Source organism: Nonomuraea sp. NPDC059023 (genome assembly GCF_042740095.1).
GTDB lineage: Bacteria > Actinomycetota > Actinomycetes > Streptosporangiales > Streptosporangiaceae > Nonomuraea.
This window is the reverse complement of the sequence record NZ_JBHYIO010000031.1, coordinates 55221-80532: the sequence shown is the minus strand read 5'-3', so window position 1 is coordinate 80532 and position 25312 is coordinate 55221. Positions and strand designations below refer to the sequence as shown.

Below are 25312 nucleotides of genomic sequence, written 5' to 3'. Positions count from 1 at the left end.
CACATGACTCATGCGCGCATTGCCTTGGTGACCGCCAGACCGCGACCGGAAGTCAATCCTGATTTGGATATGCCGCTGCTGCACGCGGCCTTCGACGAGGTCGAAGCCGAAGCGGAAATCACCTATTGGGACGATCCAGAAATCGATTGGTCCTGTTTCGATCTCGCCGTCGTCCGCTCCCCGTGGGACTACTCCTGGCGTTCGGCCGAGTTCCTGGCGTGGGTCGACCGCTGCGCGGAGCGCACCCGCGTGGCGAACCCGCCGGAGATCATCCACTGGAACGCCCGCAAGGAGTACCTGCTCGAACTGCGTGAGCGGAAGGTCCCCGTGGTGCCGACTACGTACCTGGTTCCCGGCTCGGCCGTCGAGCTGCCCGCCGGGCACGACTTCGTCGTCAAACCGGCCGTGGGGGCGGGGGCGCGCTTCGCCGCCCGCTACACCCCCGCCGATCGGGACCAGGCCGCCGCCCACGTCGAACGCATCCATGCCGACGGGGTCACCGCGATGGTCCAGCCGTACCTCTCGCGTATCGACGTGAGCGGGGAGCGGGCGCTGGTCTTCGTCCGCAACCGCTTCCTGCACGCCATCCGCAAGCGGGCGGTCCTCGCGCCCGGTCTGCGCTACGACGCGCCCAGGGACGCGCACCCCGGCACCGAGCCCTGGCGGCCGACCGCCGCGGAACGGGACCTCGCCGATCGGGTGCTGGCCACCGTGCCCGATGCGGACAAGCTCCTGTACGCCCGGGTCGACATGGCCGACGACGCGGCGGGAAACCCGATCCTGACCGAGCTCGAACTGGTCGAGCCCGGCCTGTACCTGCGCTTCCACAAGGACTCGATTCCCGCGTTCGTCGAAGCGATCGTGAACGTCGCCGAGGCGCTCCGGCCGGCGGGGAGCGGCCGTACGAGCTGAGCGGCACCGCCAGAGGAACCTTCCAGCCAGGGGGACCGCGCCGTGTCAGAGGAGTTCGGGCCGATGCCCTTCACGGCGCCCACTCCCTTCGCCGAGCCTCCCGAGTTCGAGCGTCTTCGCGCTCGGGAGGGTCCGGTCCGCGTGCGCACCGCCGCGGGGGCCGCCGGCTGGCTGGTGACCCGCTACTCCGACGTGCGCGCGCTCTGCGCCGACGGGCGCATCGGCCGGTCCCACCCCGATCCCGCGTCCGCCCCGCGGCTGTGGCCGGCGCGGCTGTTCGATCCGCCGGGTGACGTTCACGGCGAGATGGCCGCTCATCGGCGCCAGCGCGCGCTGCTGTTACCGGCGTACGGCAGGCGCCGGGTGGCCGCGGAGCGGGCGCGGGCCCAGGCCGTGCTCGACGAGATCCTGTCGAAACTCGTGGCCCGAGGCTCGGCCGCCGACCTGTACGCCGAACTGGCCGTGCCGTACGCCATGCGGGCGGTCTACGGCTTCGTGGGCGTACCGGAACCGGAGTGGGAGCTTTACCGGTGGCGCTCCCGCTGGTTACGCGCGCCGGGACGGATGGCGGACGAGCCGGCCGGGATGCGCGCGGCGATGAGCCGGATGGTCGAGCGGGAGCGTGGCAGGGCGGGCAAGGACGTGATCACCCGGCTGGCCGCGCTCGGCCCCGAGGCGGCCACCGATGTCCTGTGCGGCCACGTGGGGCTGGTGGAGTACGAGACGGTCGCGGCGCGGATCGGATACGGGCTGCTGTACCTGCTGGCCGATCAGGCTCAGCGGCGGCGGCTGGTGGCCGAGCCCGGCCTGGCTCCCTCCGCGGTCGAGGAGATCATGCGGGTGGCGGTGCCGGGAGGCAGCTGGATCCCCCGGTACGCGCTGGCCGGCATCGACCTGGGTGCGGCCAGGATCCGGGCGGGGGACCTGGTGGTCCTGTCGATGCAGGCCGCCAACCGGGACGCGCGCTGGTTCCCCGAGCCCGGCGCGTTCCTGATCGACCGCGTGCCCAACCCGCACCTCGGCTTCGGGCACGGCAAGTTCTACTGCCTGGGCGCGCAGCTGACCCGGCTGCTGCTGCACCTGGTGCTCACGACGGTCTTCCTTCGCCTGCCGGCGTTGCGGCTGGCCGTACCGGCGGAGGAGGTCGAGTGTGATCGTTCGTCGGTGACCGGAGGGGTGCGGGCGTTGCCGGTCTGCTGGTGAGGGCTACTTCAGGGCGCCCGCCGTGAGGCCGGCGACGATGCGGCGCTGGAAGAACAGGACCAGCAGGACCAGCGGGATCGTCACCAGGACGCCCGCGGCCATCTGCGTGCCGAACGGGGTGTCGAACTTGGCCGCCCCGGTGAACTGGGCGATGCGGACCGTGGCGGTCTGCGTCGCCTGGTCGTTGACCATGGTCACGGCGATGATGAACTCGTTCCACGTGCAGATGAAGGCGATGATCGCGGTGGTGAAGACGCCGGGGGCGGCCAGGGGGAGCAGGACGCGGCGGAAGGCGGCGAAGGCCGTGCAGCCGTCGATCATGGCGGCCTGCTCCAGTTCCAGGGGGAGCTGGCGGAAGAAGACGGTCAGGTTCCACACGGTCAGCGGCAGGGCGAACGACATCGAAGGCACGATCATCGCCTGGTAGGTGTTGATCCAGCCGATCGTGGTGAACAGCTTCAGCAGCGGCACGATCAGCAGCGCCCCGGGGAACATGGACACGGCGATGATCAGGGCGAGGATGAGGTTCTTGCCGCGGAAGGTCAGCCGGGCCAGCGCGTACGCCGTCATGGTGCCCACGAGCAGCGTCACGGCGGTCGTGACGGAGGCGACCAGCAGGCTGTTGCCCAGCGCGCGGCCGAAGCCCATGCCCTCGGCGAAGACGGCGGCGTAGTTCTCCAGCGACCACGGCACCGGCACCGGCGACTTGTCGTAGATGTCGGAGGTACGGCGGAAGCTGGAGACCACCATCCAGTAGAAGGGCACCAGGCAGTACAGGGCGATGCCCACCAGGCCCGCTCTACGCAGCAGCATCGCGCGACTCCTTCTTGCGGGCCCGGACGTCGCTCAGCAGGTCGGCGCCCAGCAGCTTCACGAACACGAACGCGATCACCGCGATGTAGACGAACAGGGCGGTGCCGTAGGCGGAGGCGGGGCCGTAGTGGACGCGGGTGGCCTCGTCCCAGATCAGCCCGGACAGCGTCTCGACCGACGCCTTGCGCGGTCCGATGAGCACGTACGGCAGGTCGAAGACGCGCAGGGCGTCCATGAGCCGGAACAGCACCGCCACCAGCAGCGCCGGTTTCACCAGCGGGAGCGTGATCCGCCAGAACCGCTGCGCGGCCGAGGCGCCGTCCACGCGGGCGGCCTCGTACACCTCGGCCGGGATGATCTGCAGCCCTGCCAGCACGAGCAGGCCGACGAACGGCGACGTCTTCCACACGTCGGCGATGATCACGGCCAGCTTGGCCCACACGCCGTCGGCCGTCCAGAGGATCTGGGTGCCGAGGATCGCGTTGGCGACGCCGTCCGCCTGGAAGATCCACTTCCACATGAGGCCGGAGACCGCGGTCGGCACCGCCCACGGCACCAGGATGCTGGCCCGCAGGAACGCGCGCCCGCGAAAGGCGCGGTGCATGACCAGCGCCATCGCGACGCCGAGCACGACCTCCAACGCCACCGTCACCACCGTGAACAGCGTGGTGTTGAGCGTGGCGTTGAGGAAGCGCTCGCCGAGGACGCCGGCGTAGTTGGCCGCGCCGGCGAACCGCTCGCCCTCGACCACGAAGCCGTCGGCGTCGAGCGTCTGACCGCTGGTGTAGAAGGATTCGCGCATCGCCGCGACCAGGGGATAGAACACCACCAGCGCCAGTACGACCAGCGTCGGCGAGACCATCCCCCAGCCGAGGAGATTCTGCCTGGTGCGGATCACTTGAGCAGGGGGCTCAGCGCGGACTGCATCTCGGCGAGCGCCTGGTCGACGGGCTTGGTCCCGGAGACGATCGCGTACGCCGACTCCTGGATGGCCGCGGTGACGTCGCCGTACTTGACCGCCGAGGGCCGCGGCTTGGCCGCCAGGATGCCCTCCTTGAGCGCGGGCAGGTACGGGTACTTCTTGATCAGCTCGGGGTCCTCGTAGAGCGAGGCCCTGGCCATGGGCGTGGAGTTGATGAGCGCGAACGCCTTCTCCTGCTCGGCCGAGGTGACGAAGGCGATGAAATCCTTGGCCGTCTCCTTGTGCTTGGAGAAGGCCGACAGGGCCAGGTTGTTGCCGCCGAGCGTGCCGGCGCCCGGCCCGTTCAGCCCGGGGATCGGCGCCACGTCGAACTTGCCGGCGACCTTGCTGGAGCCGTCGGTCTTGTTGGCGGCCTCGTACATGTAGGCCCAGTTGCGGTAGAAGAGCAGCTTGCCCTCCTGGAAGGCGACGCGCCCCTCTTCCTCCTTGTACGTGACCGCCTCCTTGGGGATCATCCCGGAGGTGAATCCGTCGGCCAGGAACCGCGCGGCCTGCTTGGCCGACTCGCTGCTGACCTCGGGGAACTGGCCGCCGGCCGAGTTGACCGCCTCGGCGAAGTTGACGGTCAGGCCCTCGTACTTGTCGAACTGCCCGCCGTAGCAGGACATGCCCTTCTGCTTCGGCAGCACCTCGGCGCAGATCTTCTTCATCTCGTCCCAGGTCTTGGGCGGCTCCTTGACCAGGTCCTTGCGGTAGTAGAGCAGCCCGGTGCCGGTGAACAGCGGCATCGCGTAGAGCTTGCCCCGGTACTTGCCGGTCTCGACGGACGGGGGCAGGAAGCCGGTGACGTCGAAGCGCGGCCCGGTCAGCTCGTCGGCCCAGCGGTTGGCGGCGAACTCGCCGGTCCACACGGCGTCGATGAGCAGGACGTCGAAGGCGTCGGACTTGGTCTGGGCGTTCTGGATGAGCTTGCGGCGCTGCTCGTCGGCGCTCTCCGGCAGCAGGACCGAGGTGACCTTCTCGTTCGGGTGGGCGGCGTTCCAGGTGTCGACGATCTTCTGCGTGGCCTCGGCCTCGAACTTGCCGCTGGCGAAGGTGAGCGGGCCGCGCCCGCCGTCGGCCGGTTTCTGGGTGCTGGTGGATCCGGCGTCCTGCCCGCCGCAGGCCGCCAGGCCGAGGCCCAGCAGTCCCGCGACCAGAGCGGCCGTGATCTTCTTACCGTGCATTATCGGGGGGTTCCTTCCAAGGTGACGGTGGTGCCGTCGAGGCGGGACCTCTCGGCCGCCCAGGCGATCAGGTGGCTGTGCAGGCTCTCGCCGGGCGAGGACAGCACGGCCGAGCGGTCTCCGGTCTCGACCGCGCTCAGGAACGCCGCCATCAGGCCCTCGTCGCCGCCGCCGTGGCCGCCGCCGGCCGTACCGTCGCCGGTGGCGGAGCTGTCGACGACGGACGTCTCGCCCGTCACGAAGTCGGTCACCTTCAGCAGCACGCCGTCGCCCTCGATGGAGCCGTGCGTGCCGAAGATCCGGGTCTGGCGGTGTTGCTGGGGGGTGAAGGCGGTCATGGTGAACGCCGCGCTCGCGCCGCCCTCGAACTCCATGTTGACGACCTGGTGGTCGACGACGTCGTTGTCGCAGGCGTAGACGCATCTGCCGTACGGGCCGGTGCGCAGCGCCTCGCGTACGCCAGCCGCCGAGACGTCCTCGGTGATCACGGTCAGTGGCCAGCTCTCGCGCCCGGCGAGCGGCAGGTAGAGGCGGGGCGCGGAGTAGGGGCAGGTGCTCTCGACCGCGCAGTCCAGGCAGCGGTCGGCGGCGCCCTCGGGACGGTTCTCCGGGCGGAAGTGCTTGAGGCCGCCGAAGGAGGAGACCCGGGTGACCTGCCTGCCCATGATGTGCACGAGCCAGTCGAGGTCGTGGCAGGACTTGGCGAGCAGCATGAAGGTCGACTCGTCGGTACGCCGCCAGTTGCCGCGCACGTAGGAGTGGGCCTGATGCCACCAGCCGACCGGTTCCAGGTGCTGCACGCTGACGATCTCGCCGATGGCGCCCGTGTCGAGCAGCTGCTTGAGCGTCCGGGTGTAGGGCGTGTAGCGCAGCACGTGGCAGACGGCGAAGACGGTGCCGGCCTTCTCGGCGGCGGCCACGATCGTGCGGCAGTCCTGCTCGGAGACCGCCATCGGCTTCTCCAGCAGGATGTGGTAGCCGAGCTCGGCGAAGCGGACCGCGGGCTCGACGTGGTCGGCGTCCATGGTGGCGATGATCACGGCGTCGGCCTGGCGGGGGAGGGCGGCCAGCTCGCGCCAGTCGGCGTACTGGGCGGCGTCGGGGAAACGTTCCCGGCGGGCGGCCAGCGGGTCGGCGACGGCCACCACGCGTGCCCTGCCCTCGGCGCGGCGGGCGTACCCGGACCCGCGTGAACCCGCGCCGACGACGGCGAGAGTGACCATCAGCCCTCCAGATATGTAACCAATTCACGTATGTCGGCCGATGCTAGGATTCGAGGTCAAACAGGTCAATAGGTGGAGTCGGTCACAGTTATGAAACGGAGTCACATAAGTGGCGGGTGACGCTTCGCTCCTGCGACGGGTGAACACCCAGGTCACGCTGAACGCGCTACGCCGCGAAGGCGTGGCCACGCTCACCCGGCTCGGCCGGATCACCGGGCTGTCCCGGCAGACCGTCGAGGCCGTCCTGGACGAGCTGGCCGAGCGCGGCTGGGTCAGGGAGATCCCGCCGGACGAAGGCGTCATGGGCCGGCCCGCCCGCAGGTTCGGCTTCCGCGCCGACGCCGGATACGTGCTCGGCGTCGACATCGGCGCCAACAAGATCCTCGCCGCGCTCGCCGACCTCAACGGCGAGGTCGTCGGCTGGCACCGCGTGCCCGTCTCCGACGGCGCCCCCGCCCCCGAACGCCTGGAGGCCGCCCGCCAGGCCGCCCTGGCCTGCGTGGACGTCGCGGGCGTGGCCCGTACCCGGGTGTGGGCGGTCTGCGCGGGCACCACGGGCGTCGTGGACCGCTCGGGCCGCGTCTCCCTGTCGACCGTGCTGCCCGGCTGGACGGGCGTCGACCTCGCGGGGCTGGCCGGGGGCTGGTTCGGGTGCAAGGGCCTGGCCGCCAACGACGCCAACCTCGCCGCCCTGGCCGAGCACTGGCGCGGCAGCGCGCAGCACGCCGCCGACGTCGTCTACGTCCTGGTCGGCCATCGGGTCGGCGCGGGCATGCTGATCGGCGGGCGGCTCCATGGCGGCAGGACCGGCGCGGCCGGCGAGATCGGCGCGCTGCGCCAGGTCGGCTGGGAGGACGCCGCCGCGGAACTCGACACGCACGGCGAGGCGGCCGCCGTCTTCAAGGCCGCCGGCGACGGCGATCCCGCCGCCGCCCGCGCGGTGGAGCGCTTCGCGGAGAAGCTCGCGATCGGGGCCGCCGCCCTCGTGCTGGCCGTCGACCCCGACCTACTGGTGGTCGGCGGCGGTTACTCCCGCGCGGGCGACGTCCTGCTCGTGCCGTTCCGCCGCCATCTGACCGACCTGTGCCTCGGCGTGCCCGAGGTGGTCACCTCCACGTTCGGCGACGAGAGCGTCGCTCTGGGCGGGGTACGGCTGGCCCTCGACCACGTGGAAAGGGAGATCCTCGGGCTCTAGACCATGTACTGGTCGTGCCGGTGATACAGCTCGGTCCACTCCTCGTCGCTCAGCTTGCGGCCGGAGGTGGCGAGCTCGGCCAGCGCCTCGAAGTACGCCTCCCGCGGCGCGCCCGGCGTGAACAGGATCAGCATGGTCACGCGCTCGCCCGACTCGTTGCGGAAGCCGTGGTGACCGCCGGGCGGCACGTACAGGAAGTCGCCGGGCCGGCCGTCCACCCACGTGTCGCCGCTGTAGAGCTTGACCGAGCCGGAGATCACGTAGAACGACTCGGAGATCGTCCGGTGGAAGTGCGGGGTGGCGCCGCCGGGCCGCACGCCCATCTCCCACCGATACAGCCCGAACTGCCCGTCGGTGGTGGCGCCGGTTCCGAGATAGTGCACCTCGGTGCCGCCGGCGCCCATGACCAGGTCGGGGGCTTGATCGCCCGGGCGGAGCACGCCGCTGTGCTCTCCCGAGTCGCCTTTGTACCTAACTTCGGGATACGACATGGGGCTCACTCTTCCAGACCCGCGGCTCCTCGTCGTCCTCGTGACCTTCGACCGAGAGGTTGGGCAGCAGCCGGTCCAGCCAGCGCGGGCACCACCAGTTGAGGCGGCCGAGCAGCACCATGGTGGCGGGGACGAGGAAGCCGCGGATGATCGTGGCGTCCACGGCGATGGCCACCGCCAGCCCCACGCCGAACGTCTTCACCAGCGGGTCCGGGTAGGCGATGAAGGCGACGAACACCGCGACCATGATCAGGGCGGCGGAGGTGATGACCCGGCCGGTCGAGCCCAGCCCCTCCGCCACCGCCCTCCGGTTGTCGCCGTGTTTGAGGTACGCCTGCCGTACCGCGGTCAGAAGGAACACCTCATAGTCCATCGAGAGCCCGAACAGCACCGCGAACAGCATCAACGGCACATAAGGCTCGATGGGCACGGTGAAGAAGAGGGTCTGCAGGTAGGAGGCGTCGGCCGGTGGGTCCATGCCGACCAACTGGCTGCCCAGGCCGTAGGAGAAGACGATCGCGAGCGCGCCGAACGCGGCCCCCAGCGACACCAGGTTCATCAGCGCCGCCTTGAGCGCCACCACCGGCGCGCGGAACGCCAGCAGCAGGAGCATCGCGCTGAGCAGCACCACCACGCCGATGACCAGCGGTGTGTTGCCCGAGATACGGTCCGCGGCGTCGGCGAGCGCGGCCACCTCGCCGCCGACGTGCACGTTCACGCCCGGCCTGTCCAGCGCCCTGACCGCCGCGACGACGGCGGGCGCGCGCTCGTCGCTGGGCGCGTAGTCGGGGATCGCCTGGATCAGCACGGTACGGCCGGCGTCGTTGAGCTTGGGCGGGCTCACATGGGCGATGCCGTCGATCTTGCCCACGTCCCTGGCCAGGCCTTCGACGATCGGGTCGGTGGCCTTGGCGACCTTGTCGCCCAGTTCCGCCACGACGACCAGCGGGCCGTTGCTGCCGGGGCCGAAGCCGGTGGCCATCAGTTCGTAGGCGCGGCGGGGGGCCGAGCCCTGCGTGCCGTACCCGTCGTCGAGCGGTCCCAGCTTGAGCGCGAGCGCGGGCGCGGCGAGCGCGCCGAGTGCCAGGACACTGGCCAGCAGGACGCTCCACGGCCGCTTGGCGACCCACGCGCCGAGCCCGGCCCAGCCGCCGCCGGAACTGTCCTTGCGGCGGCCGAGGAACGGCACCTTGAGCGCGTTGACCTTCTCGCCCAGCACGCCGAGCAGCGCCGGGACCAGCGTGATCGAGGTGAGCACGGCGAAGACGACCGAGATGCCGGTGATCCAGCCGAGCGTGCGCAGCAGCGGGAAGCCGCCGAGCACGAGCGCGCTGAGCGCGATGATCACCGTGCCGCCCGCGAACACGACCGCGCCGCCCGAACTGGAGACCGTCCGCCGCACCGACTCCAGCACCGGCACCCCGTCGGCCAGCAGCTTGCGGTGCCGCGAGAGCAGGAACAACGCGTAGTCGATGCCCACGCCGAGCCCGATCATCGTGGCCATGATGCCCGCCTGCTTCGGCACGTCGACCACATGCCCGAGCAGCCCGATCACGCCCAGGCCCGCGGCCACGCTGACCAGCGCGGTGAAGATCGGGATCAGGGCGGCCACGAGCGTGCCGAAGGCCAGCACCAGCACGAGCAACGCGCACGTGACGCCGATGATCTCGCTGGGGCCGGTCTTGATCTCCTTGTCGGCCGGCGTCGAACTGTCCGCCGGAACCACCTCGATGCCCACCGCGCGGGCCGGATCCGCGGCCTTCGACAGCGCCTGCGTGGTCTCGGCGACCTTGGCGCTGTCGTGGCCCTCCATCCGGATCACGATCAGGCCGATCTGCAGGTTGGAGGCGATGCCGCCGCGCCGGTAGGGCGTCTCGACCTGCTCGACGTGGGGGAGGTCGCGGAGCTTGTCCATGGACCTTTCGACGGCCTGCTTCTTCGGCTCGTCCGTGAGCGGTCCCTTGTCGGAATAGAGCACCAGCTGCACCGTGCCGCCCGGCGCGTACCCCGGGCCGAACCCGTCGCGCATCAGGTCGTGCGCGCGCTGCGCGTCGGTGCCGGGAATGGTCACGTCATTGCTGACCGGCCGGCCGGAGACCAGGCTGCCGACCATGAGGCCGGCGGCCGCGATCACCCATAACGCCAGTACCAGCCGCCCGTGCCGTGCACACCAGCTACCGAGCCGCCCGAGAAACCTCGTCATTGTTTACGCCCGTCCTGTACGCTCGTACAGCGTCTACGATGCCGAGATTAGACGGGAAATTTCCGGAAATCCCGTGCTAAACCGGAAATGAGATGATGACCACAATCGACCCCGGGAACGACACCCGCAGCCGCATCCTCGCCGCCGCCCAGCGCCTGTTCGCCGAACGCGGCTACGCGGCCACGTCACTGGCCGACATCGCCGCCGAAGTGGGCCTCACCAAAACCGCGGTCGCCTACCACTTCCACCCGAAGGACCGGCTGGCCGCCGAACTCCTCGCGCCCGCCGCCGACGACGTCTTCGCCCTGCTCGGCACCCGCGACGACTTCGTCCCCGCGCTGGTGGACTGCGTGGTGCGCAATAGGGCGGTGATCCGGCTCCTCATGGAAGACTTCGGCACCGCCGACTCCGCCCCACCCGGCACCCCCGGCGAGGCCATCCGCACCTTCCGCGACGCCATCCACGAACGCCTGGTCGGCCCCAACCCCTCAGAACGGGACCGGATCCGTGGATGGGCTGTGCTGGGGGCGTTGCAGTGGGGCGTCGTCCACACGATGGACCTGCCGGAGAACCTCGTCCGCACCGAACTCCTCCACCTCGCCCAACCCCCCACCCCCCAAACCCCCTGAGCACTTGACCCGCTGGGCCCAAACCTTTCCCAAACCACCGACACTCCGGCCCCCTGACACCCCCGAACCACCGCTACCCCGAACCACCGGCACCCTGATTGCGGACACCCGGGCCGCCGACGCCCAGAGCTCCACCCACCCTCCCTGGGCAGCTGACACCCTGAGCCCGAATGCCCTGGGCCACTGCCCCTCTGCGCCGGGACCCGGCCGCGCCATGGACCGGCGCTTATCCACAGGGTCTCGCCCGAGCGCCGCCGTTATCCCCAGAACCCCGTTCTGCCCCCCAGAGCCCACCCCGGCTGAGCGATGCTAGGCCCTCCAACCCGCAGCACCCCTTGGAGCCGCCACATGCACGCCCGCCTCCACCACCTCAGCGTCATCGCCGGGGCACTCGCCGGAGTCGTAGTCCTCACCGCCACGCTCGCCTCCCCGGCCACCGCCAGGCCCGCACCCACCACCCCACGGACGGCCGCCTCCCAGGTCACGACGCAAGCCAAGCCAGCACCCCAGGCCACAGCAAGCCCCACGCCTTCGCCCGTGTCCGCCGCACGAGCACCCCTAGCCTCAACCCCCGAGAACGCAACACCTCAGGGAACCCCCGAGCCTCCCATCGACGGTCACACCCCCCGCGACGCCGACCCTGACGAGTACCGCCACCGCCCGGCCTGAACAACCCTCGCACCCCGGCAAGGCCCGGACCTGGCCCGGCGGCGAACCACCCTCGCATCCCGGCCATGCCCGGGCTGGCCCGGCGGTGGACCAGGCCAGCCCAGGCAAGCGACCCAGACCAGGTCAGCCCAGGTAGGCTGTGCTGGACCAGGCCAGCCCAGGCAAGCGACCCAGACCAGGTCAGCCCAGGTAAGCCGTGCTGGACCAGCCCAGGCAGACCATCCGAACCAGGTCAGCCCAGGTAGGCCGCTCGGACCACCGGGTTCTCCCGGATCTCCGTCGGTGTGCCGCGGGCGATGACCTTGCCCAGGTCGAGGACGACCAGCCGGTCACAGGTGCCCATGACGAAGCCCATGTCGTGCTCCACCAGCAGGACCGTGGTGTCCAGCGCGGCGACGACCTGGCGGAGCCGTACCGTCTGGTCGTGGTCGAGGCCCGAGGTGGGCTCGTCGAGCAGCAGCAGGCGCGGACGGTCGGCGATCGCCCGCGCCAGCTCGACCAGCCGCCGCTGCCCAACGGGGAGGGCCGCGGCGTAGGCATCCCGAAGCTCAGTAAGCCCGCACAACTCCAGAACCTCCGCCACCCGCCGAGCCCGCTCACGTTCCAACCGCCGCCGAGTCGGCCACCCGACCAGATCGGCAGGCAGCCCACCACCACCCCCACGCCAATCAAGCGCAGCCAGCACATTGCCCGCGACGGTGAGCCGCCCGAACACCTGCGTACGCTGAAAAGTACGGCGCAACCCCGCCCTTGCCCGCCGAAGCGGCGACAGCGCGGTCACATCAGCGCCATCCACCCCCACCCGCCCGCTCAACGGCCTGCGCAAACCGCACACGACATCGAACAACGTCGTCTTCCCCGCCCCATTCGGCCCGATGACGCCACAGATCTGCCCCTCCGGCACCTCGAACGTCACCTCCGACAACGCCCGCACCCCGCCAAAGGCAACCGACACGTCCTCGATCGCAAGCATCACAACACCCCCGAGCAGACGCCGGCGAACAGATCGCGGTGCGCTCCGGCCGTGGTGGTGAGCGGCAGGTCAGTGGTTGTGGGCATCAACACCCCCGGGCAATCGACAGTGAGCGATCGCGGTGCCGCTGAGAACCGGGCCCAGCGGTGGCGACTGACAAATCAGCCCTCATGCGCATCGTGGACACCGCCTTGCAGGTACGCCCGGAAAGGCCTGGCAGGTACGCCCAACCATGATCTGGCAGGTACGCCCCGACAAGTGTGAGGGCTGCTGGGACGCTGCCCGGAAGGTGTGGGGCCGGGTGAGGTGCCGCGCGGGCAGGCAGTGAGGCCGCCGGGGTGCTCTGTGGGCTGGTGGGGTGCTGGTCGGCAGGCTGTAGGTATCGGGACGGAGGCGCCGCACGGAGATGCCGGGACGGAGGTGCCGAAAGGAGGTGCCGGGAGGGGTGCGGGCCAGAAGCGCCGGGAGGCGATGCGGGGCAGAGGTGCCGGGAGGCGATGCGGGGCAGAGGTGCCGGGACGGAGGTGCTGAGACGAGGTGTCGGGAGGGGGGTGTCGGACGGAGGTGCCGAGGCGAGGTGTCGGGAGGGGTGTCGGGACGGAGGCGGGTGGTTGGTGGTGGGGTGGTTGGGCATTAGGGGGCTCCCAGGTAGGTGGCGGTGAGGTGGGTTGGGTCTACCTCGGAGCGGGGGCCGGTCCAGGTGATGCGGCCCAGGCTCATGAACGCGACCCTGTCGGCGACCGCCAGTACCTCTGTCGCCTTCTCCTCGACCAGAAGCAGTGCCACGCCGCGTTCGCTGAGTTCGGCGAAGATCTCGAAGACCTGCTGCACGATCAGTGGCGCCAGGCCGAGCGAGGGTTCGTCGGCGATCAGTACCGCGGGGGGTTTGATGAGGGCGGGCGCGAGTGTGAGCAGTTGCTGTTCGCCGCCGGAGAGGGCTCCTGCGGCCAGGGTACGGCGGGCCGCGAGCTGCGGCATCCGGTCGTAAACCGCCTCCGGATCGGGGAGCCAGGTGCGCAGGTTCTCGTCAACGGTGAGGCCGGGGAAGACGCCGCGGCCCTCCGGCGCCAGCAGGATGCCCTCGCCGACCCGCCGGTGCGCGGGCCATCGGGTGACGTCTATGCCGTTGAGCAGTATCCGGCCCGTGCTGACGGGCAGGTCTCCGGCTGCCACGGCGCAGGCGGTGGACTTGCCGGCCCCGTTCGCGCCCAGCAGGGCGACGACCTCGCCCTCGTGCACCTCCAGGTCCACGCCGCGCAGCACGGTCGTGTCGGCATACCCGGCCACCACGTTGTCCAGCCGGAACAACGGCGTGGCGTCCAGTTCCCCGGCCCCACCCACCGGCCCACCCGCACTCCGCGGCCTCGGCACCGCCACAGCCCCGGCCGTAGCGGGTCCGGGCCTGGCAGTGGGTGCTTCCGCTCCGGCCGTGGTACGCGCCGACGTGTGTGAGGTGCCTGTGGTCGTCCCGTGCGTGCCCGTGCCGGGCTTCGCCGCTGCCGCTGCCCCCGCTGCTGCCGGCGCCGCCGGTGCGGGTGAGGGTGTTGGTGCGGGCGCGATGGGTTCGGACGTGGTGGCGGATGTGATGCCGGATGTGGGCGCGGCGTGGGGGAGAGGTGGGGCAGGGGTGGGTGTGGTCGGGCCGGGTGCGGGCGCGGTGGGTGTGGGCGTGGTGGGTGGCGTGGTGGGTTCGGGGGTGGTCAGGGGGTAGGAGAGAGGTGAGGCGGGTGTGGCAGCGGTGGAGTGGCGTTGGCGGCGGTGGTGGTGGCGTTGTTGGGCTAGTTGGGTGAGGACGCCGTCGGGGTGTTTTGCGAGGATTACGCCGCCTGCTCCGAACAGGATCGCGCCCACGTGCGCGGAGATGTGCCAGGCTGAGAGGATTTCGGGGAAGGCGGCGGCGATCAGGCCACCCAGTACGGCACCGCCGATCCGCCGGACGCCCTGGAGGACCACCACGGCCAGCCATACGAACCCGGCGAACGCCGGCAGGTCGGTGGCGGTGATGGAGCCCTTGGAGACGGCGAACAGCACTCCGCCCAGCCCGGCGATCCCCGAGGCCAGGGCGAAGAGCATGATCTTGGTTCGGGGGCCGGAGATGCCCGAGGTGGTGGCGGCGGCCGGGGCGGAGCGGACGGCGAGGATGGCGCGGCCGGAGGCGGAGCGTTCGAGGTTGCGCACCAGCAGGGCGACCAGGCCGATGAGGAGCAGGAGGACGACGACGCGTACGCGGGGATCGGAGGTGTCGGCGAAGCCGAAGCCGAGGGCGGGCAGTTGCCAGCCGATGGTGCCGTTGCTGAACGCGTCCACCTGGAAGAGCACCTGGTCGGCCAGCAGGGCCAGGGCGAGCGTGGCCAAGGTCAGGATGCGGCCGCCCAGGCGCAGGGCGGGCAGCGCCACCAGCATGCCCACGGCCGTCGCCGCCAGGACGCCGAGCACGATCGCCACCGCGAACGGCAGGCCGGAGGCGAACGCCCAGCCGCAGGTCAGCGCGGCCATCGAGGCGAAGGCGGCCTGGGCCAGGTTGACCATGCCACCGATCCCGGTCACCACGACGAAGGAGCAGAAGATCAGTGCCAGAACGAGCCCGTGGGCGGCGATGCCGACGTAGTACTCCTGGGCGGTGAAGGTGAAGACGATCAGTACGGCCAGCGAAACAGCCCACGGCAGCCGGCGCCGCCAGGCGGGGATGCCCGCGAGGTAGTCGGGCGGCGGCGCGTCCTCGGCCGCGCTGCCGGCGACGCGTTCGCGGGATCGGTTCAGCAGGATTAGGCCGGCGAACAGCAGCAGGACCGGCACCGCCGTACGCAGGCCGGTGATCTCCGACAGGAAGTCGGTGTATCCGGCGACCAGGTTCTGCACGACGCCCAGCCCGAGCCCGGCCGCGAACGTCCACGGAATCGAGCGCAGCCGCCCGAAGACCGCGGCGGTCGCCGAGGCGAACAGCAGCACGGTGTACGCGGTCGCGTCCAGCCCGATGATCGAGACGGCCAGGACTCCGGCCAGCCCGGCCAGGCCGGAGCCGAGCATCCAGGCCAGGCCGGAGGTGGCGTCGGCGTCGATGCCGCGCAGGGTGGCCAGGCGCCGCCGGTCGACGCTGGCGCGCATCCGCAGGCCGTACGGCGTGTGCCGCATGAACGCCCACAGCCCGAGCGCGGCGACGGCGGCGAAGGCGAACGTGATGAGCTGCCCGGAGTCGAGCGGCACGCCGAGCACGGTGAAGGAGGTGGCGGGGAAGGGGCCGAGGCCGCGGGGGAGGGAGGTGGCGTCCGCGCTGGGGAGTTCGAGGAGGTCGACGAGGAGCAGCCCTGCGGCGGGCAGCGCGATCGTCAGCCCGATCGTGCCGACAATCTGCGCGGTTTCCCCCGCCTGCGCCAAACCCCGAAACATCACCCGGTGCAGGAAATATCCGAGTAAGGGGGCGAAAAAGCCAACGGCCACCACCGCACACACCCACGTCGGCAGCCCCAACGCCACATTGAGCTCGTAGTACACCAGAGCGGTCAGAAAGCCGACCGCCCCGTGCGCGAAGTTGAAGACCCCGGTGGCCGCGTAGGACAGGGTCAGGCCCGAGCCCATCACCGCGAAGATCGCGCCCGTGACCAGCCCGCTGAGAATGTAGCCCAGGATCATTTGAGCGGCACGTTGTCGAAGCACTTCATGTTCTTGGCCACCTGGAACGCGCCGCTCTCAAGCTTGACCAGCGCGCCGCAGCCGTTCGGCTCGGCATGGTCCTTGGGGTACTGGACCCTGCCGAAGCCCGCGTTCTCGTAGCTGTAGGAGCCGTTGCCCACGTCGAGCACCTTCTGCCGGGTGAGGTCCTTGCCGGCTTTGCCGGCCATGTCGAGGAAGATGTCGGCCGACCAGTATCCGATGGCCAGGTGCTGGGTGAGCGGGGTGCCGGGGGCGACCTTCTCCACGTCCTGCCGCAACTGGGCGATCTCCGGCGCGGTCGACTCGAAGGGCTCGAACATGGGCGCGGCGATCACGCCCTCCATCGCCTGCGCGGTGGCCGGGTCCTTGAGGATGGCCACGTCGTAGCTGGTGGCGTCGCTGAGCGTGCCCTTGTAGCCGGCCTTCTTCAGCGCCGTGTAGAGCCCGACGTTGAACTTGGTCCCGGCGATGATCGAGACCACGATGTCGGGCGGCCGGCCGCCGTCCGAGGTCATGATCTTGTTGACGTACGGCAGCCAGTCGGGTGGCGGCGCGGCGGCGGGCAGTGCCGAGTTGAGGCCGACGAGCGTGAACCCGGCCGCCTCGAAGGACTGGGAGATGGTCTTGCCGCCGTACTTGCTGCCGCTGGAGTCGGAGGTCTGCACGTAGACGCTCTTGCCGTCGGCGCCGCCGAGCAGGTCGGCCATCTGCCGTCCCCACCAGGTCTGGGAGCCCGCGCCCGTCTTGGGGGCCAGGCAGCCGCTGTAGCCGAAGCCGGTCTTGGTGCCGCACCACTGGGGGCCGGTGGCCCAGCCGTACCAGGGGACGCCCTGTTGTTCGAGGAAGGCGGCGCCGCCGAAGTTGGGCGCGTGCACCGGCAGCACGGCGAAGACCTGGTCCTTCTGGACGAGCTTCTTGGCCGCGGCGTCGCCCTTGGCCGCGTCCTGGCCGTCGTCCTCGGCGCCGACGAACTCGATCTTCCGGCCGTGGACCCCGCCCGCCGCGTTGGCGCGCTCGAAGCGTGCCTTCGCGCCGATCTCGGCGTCCTTGGTGGAGTAGCCGCTGGCGCTGGTCTTGGTCAGTACGCCGCCGATTCTGATCGTCGTGTCCGTCACTCCGGGTACGGCGCCGCCCGCCGCACCGGGGGCCTTCTGCTGGGCGGCGCACCCCGCGAGCGCCACCAGCACGGCCACCATGATCCCGAGTTCCCGCCGCAACATGGCCATCACCGCTCCATTTGGCCTAGCGCTCGCTTGGTTTCGGACAGCGTAAGCAGCGGTTTCCTGCACGTCAATGTTCAACCAAGCAATTGCTTGATACGGTCTGCGCATGCTGATGCGAGCGGCCGTCCTGACCGAGTACGGCAAGCCCATGGAGATCCGCGAGGTCGACGTCTCCGACCCCGGACCAGGTGAGGTACGCGTCCAGGTCAAGGCCTCCGGCGTCTGCGGCTCCGACCTCAAGGCCATCGACGGGAAGAGCCCGGTCGTCTCGCGCCTGCCGTTCATCCTCGGCCACGAGAGCGCCGGAATCGTCGAGAGCGTGGGCGCGGGCGTGAGCGCGGTGAAGCCCGGCGACCACGTGGTCGTCTCGATGAGCGGCCCCTGCGGCGGATGCCCGGCCTGCGGCGCCGGCCGCTTCCACCTGTGCTCGGGCCCGGACCGCCTCGCCACGATCATGGGCGGCCCGCCCCGCGTGCGCCTCGACGGCGCGGAGACCCGCCGCTTCATCGGCATCGGCTCCTTCGCCGAGTACGCGGTCGTGCGCGAGCCCGCCTGCGTGAAGATCGCGAAAGGCGCCCCCTTCGACGCGATGTGCCTGCTCGCGTGCGGCGTCATCACCGGCGTCGGCGCCGTGCTCAACGTCGCCCGGGTACGGCACGGCGCCACCGTCCTGGTCGTCGGCTGCGGCGGCGTCGGCCTCAACGTCATCCAGGGCGCCGTCCTCGCCGGAGCCACCACGATCATCGCCGCCGACGTGGCCGAGCAGAAGCTCAAGCTGGCCGAGCGCTTCGGCGCCACCCACACCCTGATCCCCGCGGACCTGCCCGCGCAGGTCGCCGAGATCGTCCGGGGCGGTGTGGACCACGCCTTCGACGTCACCGGCGTCCCCGGCGTCCTGGCCTCGGCCTTCGCCGCCACCGCGCCCGGCGGGACCACCGTGATGGTCGGCAGCCCGCCCCAGGGGCAGCCCGCGCAGATCGAGCCCGGCCTGCTGTTCGCCTCCCGCCGCCTCATGGGCACCCAGGGCGGCGACAGCGCGCCCCACCGCGACCTGCCCATGCTCGCCGCCCTCGCTCAGCAGGGCCGCCTCGACCTGTCCGGCCTGATCAGCGAACGGCTTCCGCTGGATCGGATCAACGAGGCCGTCGAGCACACCCGGCAGGGCGCCGTGGCCCGTACCGTGATCACCTTCTAGAGCACTTTGCCCGGGTTGAAGATGCCCGCCGGGTCGAGCGCCGCCTTGACGGAGCGGTGCAGCGCCAGCACCTCGGGACCGAGTTCGGCGTGCATGCCGCGCATCTTCAGCAGTCCTACGCCGTGTTCGCCGGTGACCGTGCCGCCCAGCGCGATCGCGTCGTCGAGGATCGACTCGAACGCCTGCTGCGCGCGGGCCCGCGCGGCGTCGTCGCCGGCGGGCACCACGATCAGCGGGTGCAGGTTGCCGTCCCCGGCATGGGCGATGTTGGCGATGTGCACGTCGTTGGTCTTCGCGTGGCCCTCGATCCTGGCCAGCATCTCGGGCACCAGCCCGCGGGGGACGCAGACGTCCTCGGTGAGCACCGGGCCGAGCCGTTCCAGCGCGGGGTAGGCGAGCCGGCGCGCGGCGAACAGCGCCTCGGCCTCCTCCGCGTCGGTGGAGCGGGTGCTCCAGCCCGCGCCGGCCGTGTCGAAGCAGCGTTGCAGCTCGGCGGCCTCACGCTCGTTCCCGCTGTCGATCCGGCCCAGCAGCAGGACGTCGCCGAGGTCGGCCAGTCCCATGTTCTTCCAGTCGTCCACCGCGCGCAGGCAGTAGCGGTCCACCAGCTCCAGCGCGGCGGGCGTGACGCCGCTCGCGGCCACGGCGGCGACGGCCCGGCCCGCGGTGACCAGCGAGTCGAACGCGCCCACGACGGTCGTGGGCGCGCCCGCGGGCAGGCGCAGCAGCCTGACGGTGATCTCGGTGATGACGCCGAGCGTGCCCTCGGAGCCCACGAACAACGCCGTCAGGTCGTAGCCGGCCACGCCCTTTCTGGTCCTGCGGCCGAGCCTGACCAGCTCGCCGGTCCCGGTGACGACCTGGAGGCCGAGCACGTAGTCGCGGGTCACGCCGTACTTGACGCAGCAGACGCCGCCCGCGTTGGTCGCGGCGTTGCCGCCGATCGTGGACCACGGGGAGCTGGCCGGGTCCGGCGGGTACCACAGGCCGTGCCCGGCCACCTCCGCGCGCAGCCGGTCGTTGACCACGCCGGGCTGTACGACCGCGATCTGCTCGGCGGAGTCGATCTCCAGGATGCGGTCCATGCCCTCCATGGCCAGGATCACGCAGCCGTCGACGGCGTTGGCGCCGCCGGACAGGCCGGTGCCGGCGCCTCGGGTCACCACCGGGACCCGGTGATCGGCGCAGACGGCCACCACCGCGCGTACCTGCTCGGGGTCCTGGGGTCGCACGAGCGCGGCCGCGCGCCCCTGCGGCGCCCAGGCGGCCTGGTCGCGGGAGGAGGCGGCGATGACGTCGGGGTCGCGGACGATCCGGCCGGAAGGCAGGACGGCGGAAAGCGCATCGAAGAACGGCACGTCCGCACGTTACGTGAACAACTGCCCGGAGTTCACGTCGACCGTGGCGCCGGTGATGGCGCCGGCCTGGTCGGAGGCGAGGAAGATGACGGCCCGCGCCACGTCCTCCTCCGTCGCGATGCGGCGCAGGGCCATGGCCCGCAGGTCCCGCTCGCGGATCTCGTCGAAGGTCACACCCTCGGATTCGGCTCTGGTGCGCATCCAGTCGTCCAGCACGTCACTGGCGATCCAGCCCGGCGCCACGCAGTTGACCCGCACCCCGGAGGGCCCGAGCTCGTCGGCCAGGCAGTGGGATAAGAGATGGGCGCCCGCCTTGCCCACGGCGAAGTCGGAACGGCCGGCGTAGCCCTTGCGCGAGGACATCGAGGTGACGTTGACGATCGAACCCGACCCCTGGGCCACCATGTGCGGAGCGATGTAGCGACAAGCCACTAAAGTCCCATAAGTCCCGATATCTACGGCTTCACGCCACGATCTAAGGTCATCTGGGGACATGTCGAGGACATTGCGGCGATGCGTGCCCGGGAAGGCCGCGTTCACCAGCACGTCGATGCGCCCGAACCGGGCCAGCGTCCTGGCCGCCAGCCCGCGCATGTCGGCGGGCACGGTGACGTCGGCGGCCACCGCGATCGCGCCGGGGACCGGCCGCCCGGTCCTGGCCGCCGCGACGACCTCGGCGCCCTCCTCCCTCATCAGTCCGGCGAGCGTGGCGCCCAGGCCCGGACCGGCGCCGGTGATGATCGCGATCTTGCCGTCGAGCAGCATGGCCGGATCGTAACAAGCGCTTGGCTCCCTGTCCTGCCTGGCCGGGAAACCAAGCGTGCGCTAGGTTGGGTGGCGTGGACCTCGACTTCACCCGGGCCGAGCAGGACTTCCGCACCGAGATACGCGGCTGGCTGGCCGATCACGTGCCCGCCGCGCTTCCGTCCATGGACACCCGCGACGGCTTCGCCGCCCACCGCGCGTGGGAGGCGGAGCTGGCCGCCGCACGGCTGTCGGTCGTCTCCTGGCCCATCGAGTACGGCGGGCGCGCCGCCTCACTGATCGAATGGCTGATCTTCGAGGAGGAGTACTGGGCCGCCGGCGCCCCGGGCCGCGTCACCCAGAACGGAATCTTCCTCCTCGCCCCCACCCTGATGCGCTTCGGCACGCCGGCGCAGCGCACCCGCTGGCTGCCCGGCATGGCCACCGCCGAACACGTCTGGGCCCAGGCCTGGTCGGAACCCGAGGCGGGCAGCGACCTGGCCGCCCTGACCTCCCGGGCCGAACGCGCCGACGGCGGCTGGCGCCTCTACGGCCACAAGACCTGGAGCTCCCGCGCCGCCTACGCCTCCCACGGCTTCGGCCTCTTCCGCACCTCCGGCGAACGCCACCGCGGCCTCACCTACTTCCTCTTCCCGCTCGACGAGGTCGAGGTCCGCCCCATCGCCCAGCTCGACGGCGAGCACGGCTTCGCCGAACTCCACTTCGACGGCGTGTTCGTGCCCGACGACATGGTCCTCGGCGAGCCCGGCGAGGGCTGGCGCATCGCCATGGCCACCACGTCCTCCGAACGCGGCCTCGCCCTGCGCAGCCCCGGCCGCTTCCTGGCCACCGCCGACCGCCTCCTGCGGCTGGCCGCGCCCGACCCCGTCCTCGCCGACCGGGCCGCACGCTGCTGGATCGACGCCGAGGCCTACCGCCTGCACACCTTCGCCACCGCCCGCCGCCTGTCCGGGGGCGCGGAGATCGGCTCGGCCACCAGCATGGGCAAGGTCTTCTGGTCGGAGCTCGACCTGCGCATGCACACGCTCGCCACGGAACTGCTCGGCGAGCGCGCCGCGGCCACCTCCTGGCACGACGGCTTCCTGTTCGCCCTGGCCGGGCCCATCTACGCCGGCACCAACGAGATCCAGCGCTCCATCATCGCCGAACGAGTCCTGGGGCTGCCCCGATGAACTTCGCCTTCACCGACGACCAGCTCGCCCTGGCCGCCACGGTCAGGGACGTCCTGCGCACCCACTGCCCGCCCCACGCCCTGCGCACTGAACGAGCGCCAGGCTGGGCCGAGCTGGCCGCCACCGGCTTCTTCACCGCGCTGGTGCCCGACGCGGCCGGCGGGCTCGGGCTGGAGCTCATCGACCTGGTCCCGGCGCTGGAGGAAACCGGGCGCGCGTGCCTGCCCGGCCCGGTGGTGGAGACCGCCGTGGCGGCGCCGTACCTGCTGGAGGGTCGTTCCGAGCTGACCAAGCTCGGCGCGCTCACGGTGAGCGCCGCCCGCGACGGACTCGCGCCCGACGCCGACCTCGCCGACCTCGTCGTGGCCGGCCCGCGCGTGGCCACCCGTGATCGGGTACGGCTGGCGCCGGCCCCGGGCGCCGACCCCTGCCGCAGGATGTTCGAGGTGAGCCTGACCGGCTCGGAGGAACTGCCCGGCTCGTGGGCCGCCGCCCTGCCCAGGGCGACCGTCGCGACCGCCGCCCAGCTCATCGGCGTGGCCCGCCACCTGCTGGACACCTCGGTCGGCTACGCCCGCGCCCGCACCCAGTTCGGCGGCCCGATCGGCGCCTTCCAGGCGGTCAAGCACATGCTGGCCGACGTGGCGATCGCGATCGAGTTCGCGGCGCCGCTGGTGAGCCGGGCGGCGCTCACCCTGGAGCGGCCCAGCGCCGTCCGGGACGTCAGCGCGGCCAAGGCGGCGGCCGGTGAGGCCGCGGCGCTCGCCGCGCGCACCGCGTTGCAGGTCCACGGCGCCATCGGCTACACCTACGAGCTGGACCTGCGGTTCTGGCTCGCGCGGGCCTGGTCGCTGTCGGCCGCGTACGGCGGCGCGGCCGAGCACCGCGCGATCGTGCGCGCCGAACTGCCCGGGGCGGCGAGGTTCCCGTGAAGTACGGCGTGCCGCTCGGCCTCATCCACCCCGCCGCCTGGAAGGACGTGGCGGTGGCCGCCGACGAGCTCGGGTTCGAGTCGGTGTGGCTGCCCGAGCACCTCGTCTTCACCACCGACCTGTCCACGGCCACCTATCCGGGCGGTGCGAACCCCGGGATCAAGCCGGCGACGCCGTTGTTCGACGCGCCCGCCTATCTGTGCTTCCTGGCCGCCTGCACGCGGCACGTGCGGCTGGGTACGGCGGTGCACCTGTTCGCGCTGCGGCACCCCCTGGTCTCGGCGCGTGCCTTCGCCACGCTCGACGTGGTGTCGGGCGGTCGGGCCATCTGCGGGGTGGGCGCCGGGTGGTATCGGGGGGAGTGGGAGGCGGCAGGGGTACCGTTCGCGGCGCGCGGGGCCCGGCTGGACGAGGCCCTCACGGTGGCGCGGCGGCTGTGGAGCGAACCGGTCGTGCGCCACTCCGGGCGCTTCTACGACCTTCCCGAGGTGGCATTCGAGCCCAAGCCCGTGCAGGCGCGGCTGCCGGTGTTGTGCGGCGGCGAGTCGGCGGCGGCGCTGCGGCGGGCGCGCATGCTCGGGGACGGGTGGATCAGCATGCCGCACACCCTGGAGACGGTACGGCCCCAGCTCAAGGCGCTCCGGCCGCCCGCTGACCGGGACTTCTCCGTCACCGTGCACGCCTACGGGCTGGCCTCGCCCGAGGAGGTGCCCGCCTGGGCCGCCCTGGGTGTGGACCGGCTGATCGTGCGGCCGTGGTCGCGTACGCGCGACGCCGTGAGCGGGCTGACGTCCTTCGCCGCCGCCTACGGCGTCACACGCTGACGCGGCGGGATGCTTCCGCGCGGCGGTGACGGCGGCCGCGGAGCGGGGCCTCCTGGGTGAACGCCTCCGGGGTGTCCAGGATGTCGCCCACGAACGTCGCGTGGGCGGAGGCGCGGTGGCGTCGTCCGCGGGCCGGGGCGTACTGGGCGTTCTGGGCGAAGGCCGTGTCGAGCTCGGTGGGGAGCTCGGGGCGACGGCGTCTGCCGTGGTAGGAGCCCGTCTTCTTCGGCGCGGACGTGCGCGGGGTGAACGGGTCGAACGGCTCGACGGCGCGGGCGGTGGCGGCGTCGAGGTTCTCCAGGGCCTTGGCGGTGAGCCGGTCGAGGTCGAGGTCGGCGGCGGGCTCGTCGAAGATGCGGGGGAGGGCGCCGGTGTCCTCGGAGAACACGTAATGCGACGTGTCCACGGCGGGCTGGTTCGTGTCCACGGTCGGCGGCTGTGTGTCCAGGGCGTTGGCCGTGGCCGCCATCTGGGCGCTGATCGTGTCGATCGGCCGGTCCAGCACCGCACCGGTCCGCAGGGGGAGTTCCAGCTTGGCGGGGGCGGTCTCCAGGCCGGCGAACGTCAGGTCCAGCGGCTTTTCGGCGAGCGGGGTCGCTTCGGCCGCCAGCGAGACCTCGGAGGTGGTCTGCAGGGCGATCTGGCCGCGGCGGGGACGGCGGCGCCTGCCGCGCTTGGGGGCGGGCTTGGCCGGGGTGGCGGCGGCGGGCCGTACACGGAGCTGGCGGGTTTTGGCGACGGCGAGCACCGCGAGGGCGGCGATCAGGGCCGAGCCGATGAACGCGGGCGTGCCCAGGGCGGTGGTCGTGTCGGCGGGCTTGGTGTCCACGATCACGGGCAGCGGTGCGGTGGTGGCGGCGTTCGTGTCGGCGGTGGCGGGCTTGGCGTGCTTGCCCTTCTTGACGGCCTTGCCGGCTTCCGGGGCCGTGCTGGCTACGCCGGGTTTGGCGGCCTCGGGCCGCTCCTCAGTGGGCCGGTTCGCGCCGGATTTGGGCGCTGCGGGGCTTTCTGCGGTCTTCTGGGGTGAAGGGGCGGACAGGGGGCTGTGCGCCTGTTCTGGGGCCGTCTGGGGGATCAGCGCGGTCAGTCCCTGGTCCGGCAGGCCGTCGCCGTCGGCCGGGTGGCCGGTCGAGGCCTTGATTTCCTGCTCGTCCCGCTTGCGGGCGGCCTCCTTGTCGAGGCGGGCCTTGATCTTCTCCGGATAGCCGTAGCCGACGACCTTGCTGGTGTCGCGTTCCTTGCGCTTGGCGACACCGCCGTCGATGTTGCCCTCGATCGTGTGGATGGTGTTGCCCTCGACCCGGGTCACGATGCCCACGTGGTCGATGCCGTCGACGTCGTTGCCGCCGCGCCAGTCGTAGAAGACGAACGCGCCCGGTTTGGGCGTCTTACCCCAGGCGTCCTGCTCCTGGAACCACTCGGCGTGCGCCACGGTCCAGGCGAACTGCCCTACCCAGTCCTCGTAGCCCAGCTTGGCCGCCGCCCAGGAGAGGTACATGTCACACCAAGGTGCCGAGCTGTAGTCGGCGTCGAACTCGATGTTCTTGCCGTACCAGTCGCCGAACTTGGTGTACGCATCGGCCTTCTCGGAGTACCCGAGTTCCTTCTCCAGCAGGTCGATGAACTTCTTCATCTCTGGGGTCATGTACGTGCTGCGGACCTTCCGGGCAGCCCGGGTACGAGGGAGCAACCCGGGACGCTAGTGACGACAGTGGGGGGCTGTTGTCTTCCGT

The 25312-nt window shown here is 71.4% G+C and carries 20 protein-coding genes; 8 read left to right on the top strand and 12 right to left on the bottom strand.

Translation table 11 applies throughout. The annotated features are described in order from the left end of the window. The first annotated feature begins 69 nt into the window (after nt 1-69). Nucleotides 70-912: a RimK family alpha-L-glutamate ligase gene (locus tag ACFWYW_RS40640; RefSeq protein WP_379620577.1), complete on the top strand. Its 843-nt coding sequence runs from the start codon at nt 70-72 to the stop codon at nt 910-912. 42 nt (nt 913-954) lie between these two features. Next, the gene (locus tag ACFWYW_RS40635; RefSeq protein WP_379620579.1) at nt 955-2115 is read left to right on the top strand and encodes a cytochrome P450; all 1161 of its coding nucleotides are present in this window, start codon (nt 955-957) and stop codon (nt 2113-2115) included. Between the two features lie 3 nt (nt 2116-2118). On the opposite strand, the gene ACFWYW_RS40630 is transcribed toward ACFWYW_RS40635, so the two are convergent. From ACFWYW_RS40630 to ACFWYW_RS40615, 4 genes are read right to left on the bottom strand one after another with little or no spacing between them, the layout of a single operon-like run. After that, nucleotides 2119-2928: a carbohydrate ABC transporter permease gene (locus ACFWYW_RS40630; RefSeq protein ID WP_379620581.1), complete on the bottom strand. Its 810-nt coding sequence runs from the start codon at nt 2926-2928 to the stop codon at nt 2119-2121. Continuing rightward, nucleotides 2915-3826: a carbohydrate ABC transporter permease gene (locus ACFWYW_RS40625; protein WP_379620583.1), complete on the bottom strand. Its 912-nt coding sequence runs from the start codon at nt 3824-3826 to the stop codon at nt 2915-2917. The genes ACFWYW_RS40630 and ACFWYW_RS40625 overlap by 14 nt, the downstream gene beginning before the upstream one ends. Further along, nucleotides 3823-5076: an ABC transporter substrate-binding protein gene (locus tag ACFWYW_RS40620; RefSeq protein WP_379620585.1), complete on the bottom strand. Its 1254-nt coding sequence runs from the start codon at nt 5074-5076 to the stop codon at nt 3823-3825. Before ACFWYW_RS40620 ends, ACFWYW_RS40625 begins: the two co-directional genes overlap by 4 nt. Further along, a complete protein-coding gene (locus ACFWYW_RS40615) occupies nt 5076-6299 on the bottom strand; it encodes a Gfo/Idh/MocA family protein (RefSeq protein WP_379620587.1) in 1224 nt (407 codons plus the stop codon). The genes ACFWYW_RS40620 and ACFWYW_RS40615 overlap by 1 nt, the downstream gene beginning before the upstream one ends. Nucleotides 6300-6408: 109 nt before the next feature. On the opposite strand from ACFWYW_RS40615, the gene ACFWYW_RS40610 reads away from it, so the two are divergent. Further along, nucleotides 6409-7494, top strand: a complete 1086-nt coding sequence (locus ACFWYW_RS40610; protein WP_379620589.1) for an ROK family transcriptional regulator — start codon at nt 6409-6411, stop codon at nt 7492-7494. Here ACFWYW_RS40610 and ACFWYW_RS40605 read toward each other — a convergent pair. Both ACFWYW_RS40605 and ACFWYW_RS40600 read right to left on the bottom strand, forming a co-directional pair. Next, complete coding sequence (locus tag ACFWYW_RS40605) at nt 7491-7934, bottom strand: cupin domain-containing protein (protein WP_379620591.1); 444 nt, start codon at nt 7932-7934, stop codon at nt 7491-7493. The two genes, ACFWYW_RS40610 and ACFWYW_RS40605, sit on opposite strands and share 4 nt — an antisense overlap. Nucleotides 7935-7965: 31 nt before the next feature. After that, nucleotides 7966-10188 (bottom strand): MMPL family transporter, encoded by a 2223-nt coding sequence (locus tag ACFWYW_RS40600; RefSeq protein WP_379620593.1) that lies wholly within the window; start codon nt 10186-10188, stop codon nt 7966-7968. A gap of 92 nt (nt 10189-10280) precedes the next feature. On the opposite strand from ACFWYW_RS40600, the gene ACFWYW_RS40595 reads away from it, so the two are divergent. After that, nucleotides 10281-10817, top strand: a complete 537-nt coding sequence (locus tag ACFWYW_RS40595) for a TetR/AcrR family transcriptional regulator (protein WP_379620595.1) — start codon at nt 10281-10283, stop codon at nt 10815-10817. 901 nt (nt 10818-11718) lie between these two features. On the opposite strand, the gene ACFWYW_RS40590 is transcribed toward ACFWYW_RS40595, so the two are convergent. From ACFWYW_RS40590 to ACFWYW_RS40580, 3 genes are all read right to left on the bottom strand, one after another. Further along, nucleotides 11719-12459, bottom strand: a complete 741-nt coding sequence (locus tag ACFWYW_RS40590; RefSeq protein WP_379620597.1) for an ABC transporter ATP-binding protein — start codon at nt 12457-12459, stop codon at nt 11719-11721. Nucleotides 12460-13092: 633 nt separating this feature from the next. Beyond that, nucleotides 13093-16089, bottom strand: a complete 2997-nt coding sequence (locus ACFWYW_RS40585) for an ATP-binding cassette domain-containing protein (protein ID WP_379620599.1) — start codon at nt 16087-16089, stop codon at nt 13093-13095. Continuing rightward, nucleotides 16086-17336 carry an ABC transporter substrate-binding protein gene (locus ACFWYW_RS40580; RefSeq protein ID WP_379620601.1) on the bottom strand — a complete coding sequence of 417 codons (1251 nt, stop codon included), beginning with the start codon at nt 17334-17336 and terminating at the stop codon, nt 16086-16088. The genes ACFWYW_RS40585 and ACFWYW_RS40580 overlap by 4 nt, the downstream gene beginning before the upstream one ends. 103 nt (nt 17337-17439) lie before the next feature. Here ACFWYW_RS40580 and ACFWYW_RS40575 point away from each other — a divergent pair, with 103 nt between their 5' ends. Then, nucleotides 17440-18528, top strand: a complete 1089-nt coding sequence (locus tag ACFWYW_RS40575; RefSeq protein WP_379620603.1) for an alcohol dehydrogenase catalytic domain-containing protein — start codon at nt 17440-17442, stop codon at nt 18526-18528. Here ACFWYW_RS40575 and ACFWYW_RS40570 read toward each other — a convergent pair. Both ACFWYW_RS40570 and ACFWYW_RS40565 read right to left on the bottom strand, forming a co-directional pair. Then, the gene (locus ACFWYW_RS40570) at nt 18525-19886 is read right to left on the bottom strand and encodes an FAD-binding oxidoreductase (protein ID WP_379641241.1); all 1362 of its coding nucleotides are present in this window, start codon (nt 19884-19886) and stop codon (nt 18525-18527) included. The two genes, ACFWYW_RS40575 and ACFWYW_RS40570, sit on opposite strands and share 4 nt — an antisense overlap. 9 nt (nt 19887-19895) lie before the next feature. Continuing rightward, a complete protein-coding gene (locus ACFWYW_RS40565) occupies nt 19896-20651 on the bottom strand; it encodes an SDR family oxidoreductase (protein ID WP_379620607.1) in 756 nt (251 codons plus the stop codon). A 74-nt stretch (nt 20652-20725) separates the two neighbouring features. Between ACFWYW_RS40565 and ACFWYW_RS40560 the strand changes: the two genes are divergently transcribed. From ACFWYW_RS40560 to ACFWYW_RS40550, 3 genes are read left to right on the top strand one after another with little or no spacing between them, the layout of a single operon-like run. Continuing rightward, nucleotides 20726-21823, top strand: coding sequence for an acyl-CoA dehydrogenase family protein (locus ACFWYW_RS40560; RefSeq protein ID WP_379620609.1), 1098 nt, complete (start codon nt 20726-20728; stop codon nt 21821-21823). After that, complete coding sequence (locus ACFWYW_RS40555; RefSeq protein ID WP_379620611.1) at nt 21820-22755, top strand: acyl-CoA dehydrogenase family protein; 936 nt, start codon at nt 21820-21822, stop codon at nt 22753-22755. Before ACFWYW_RS40560 ends, ACFWYW_RS40555 begins: the two co-directional genes overlap by 4 nt. Beyond that, complete coding sequence (locus ACFWYW_RS40550) at nt 22752-23579, top strand: TIGR03619 family F420-dependent LLM class oxidoreductase (RefSeq protein ID WP_379620613.1); 828 nt, start codon at nt 22752-22754, stop codon at nt 23577-23579. Before ACFWYW_RS40555 ends, ACFWYW_RS40550 begins: the two co-directional genes overlap by 4 nt. Here ACFWYW_RS40550 and ACFWYW_RS40545 read toward each other — a convergent pair. Beyond that, nucleotides 23569-25212 carry a CHAP domain-containing protein gene (locus ACFWYW_RS40545; protein ID WP_379620615.1) on the bottom strand — a complete coding sequence of 548 codons (1644 nt, stop codon included), beginning with the start codon at nt 25210-25212 and terminating at the stop codon, nt 23569-23571. The two genes, ACFWYW_RS40550 and ACFWYW_RS40545, sit on opposite strands and share 11 nt — an antisense overlap. Nucleotides 25213-25312: the final 100 nt, after the last annotated feature.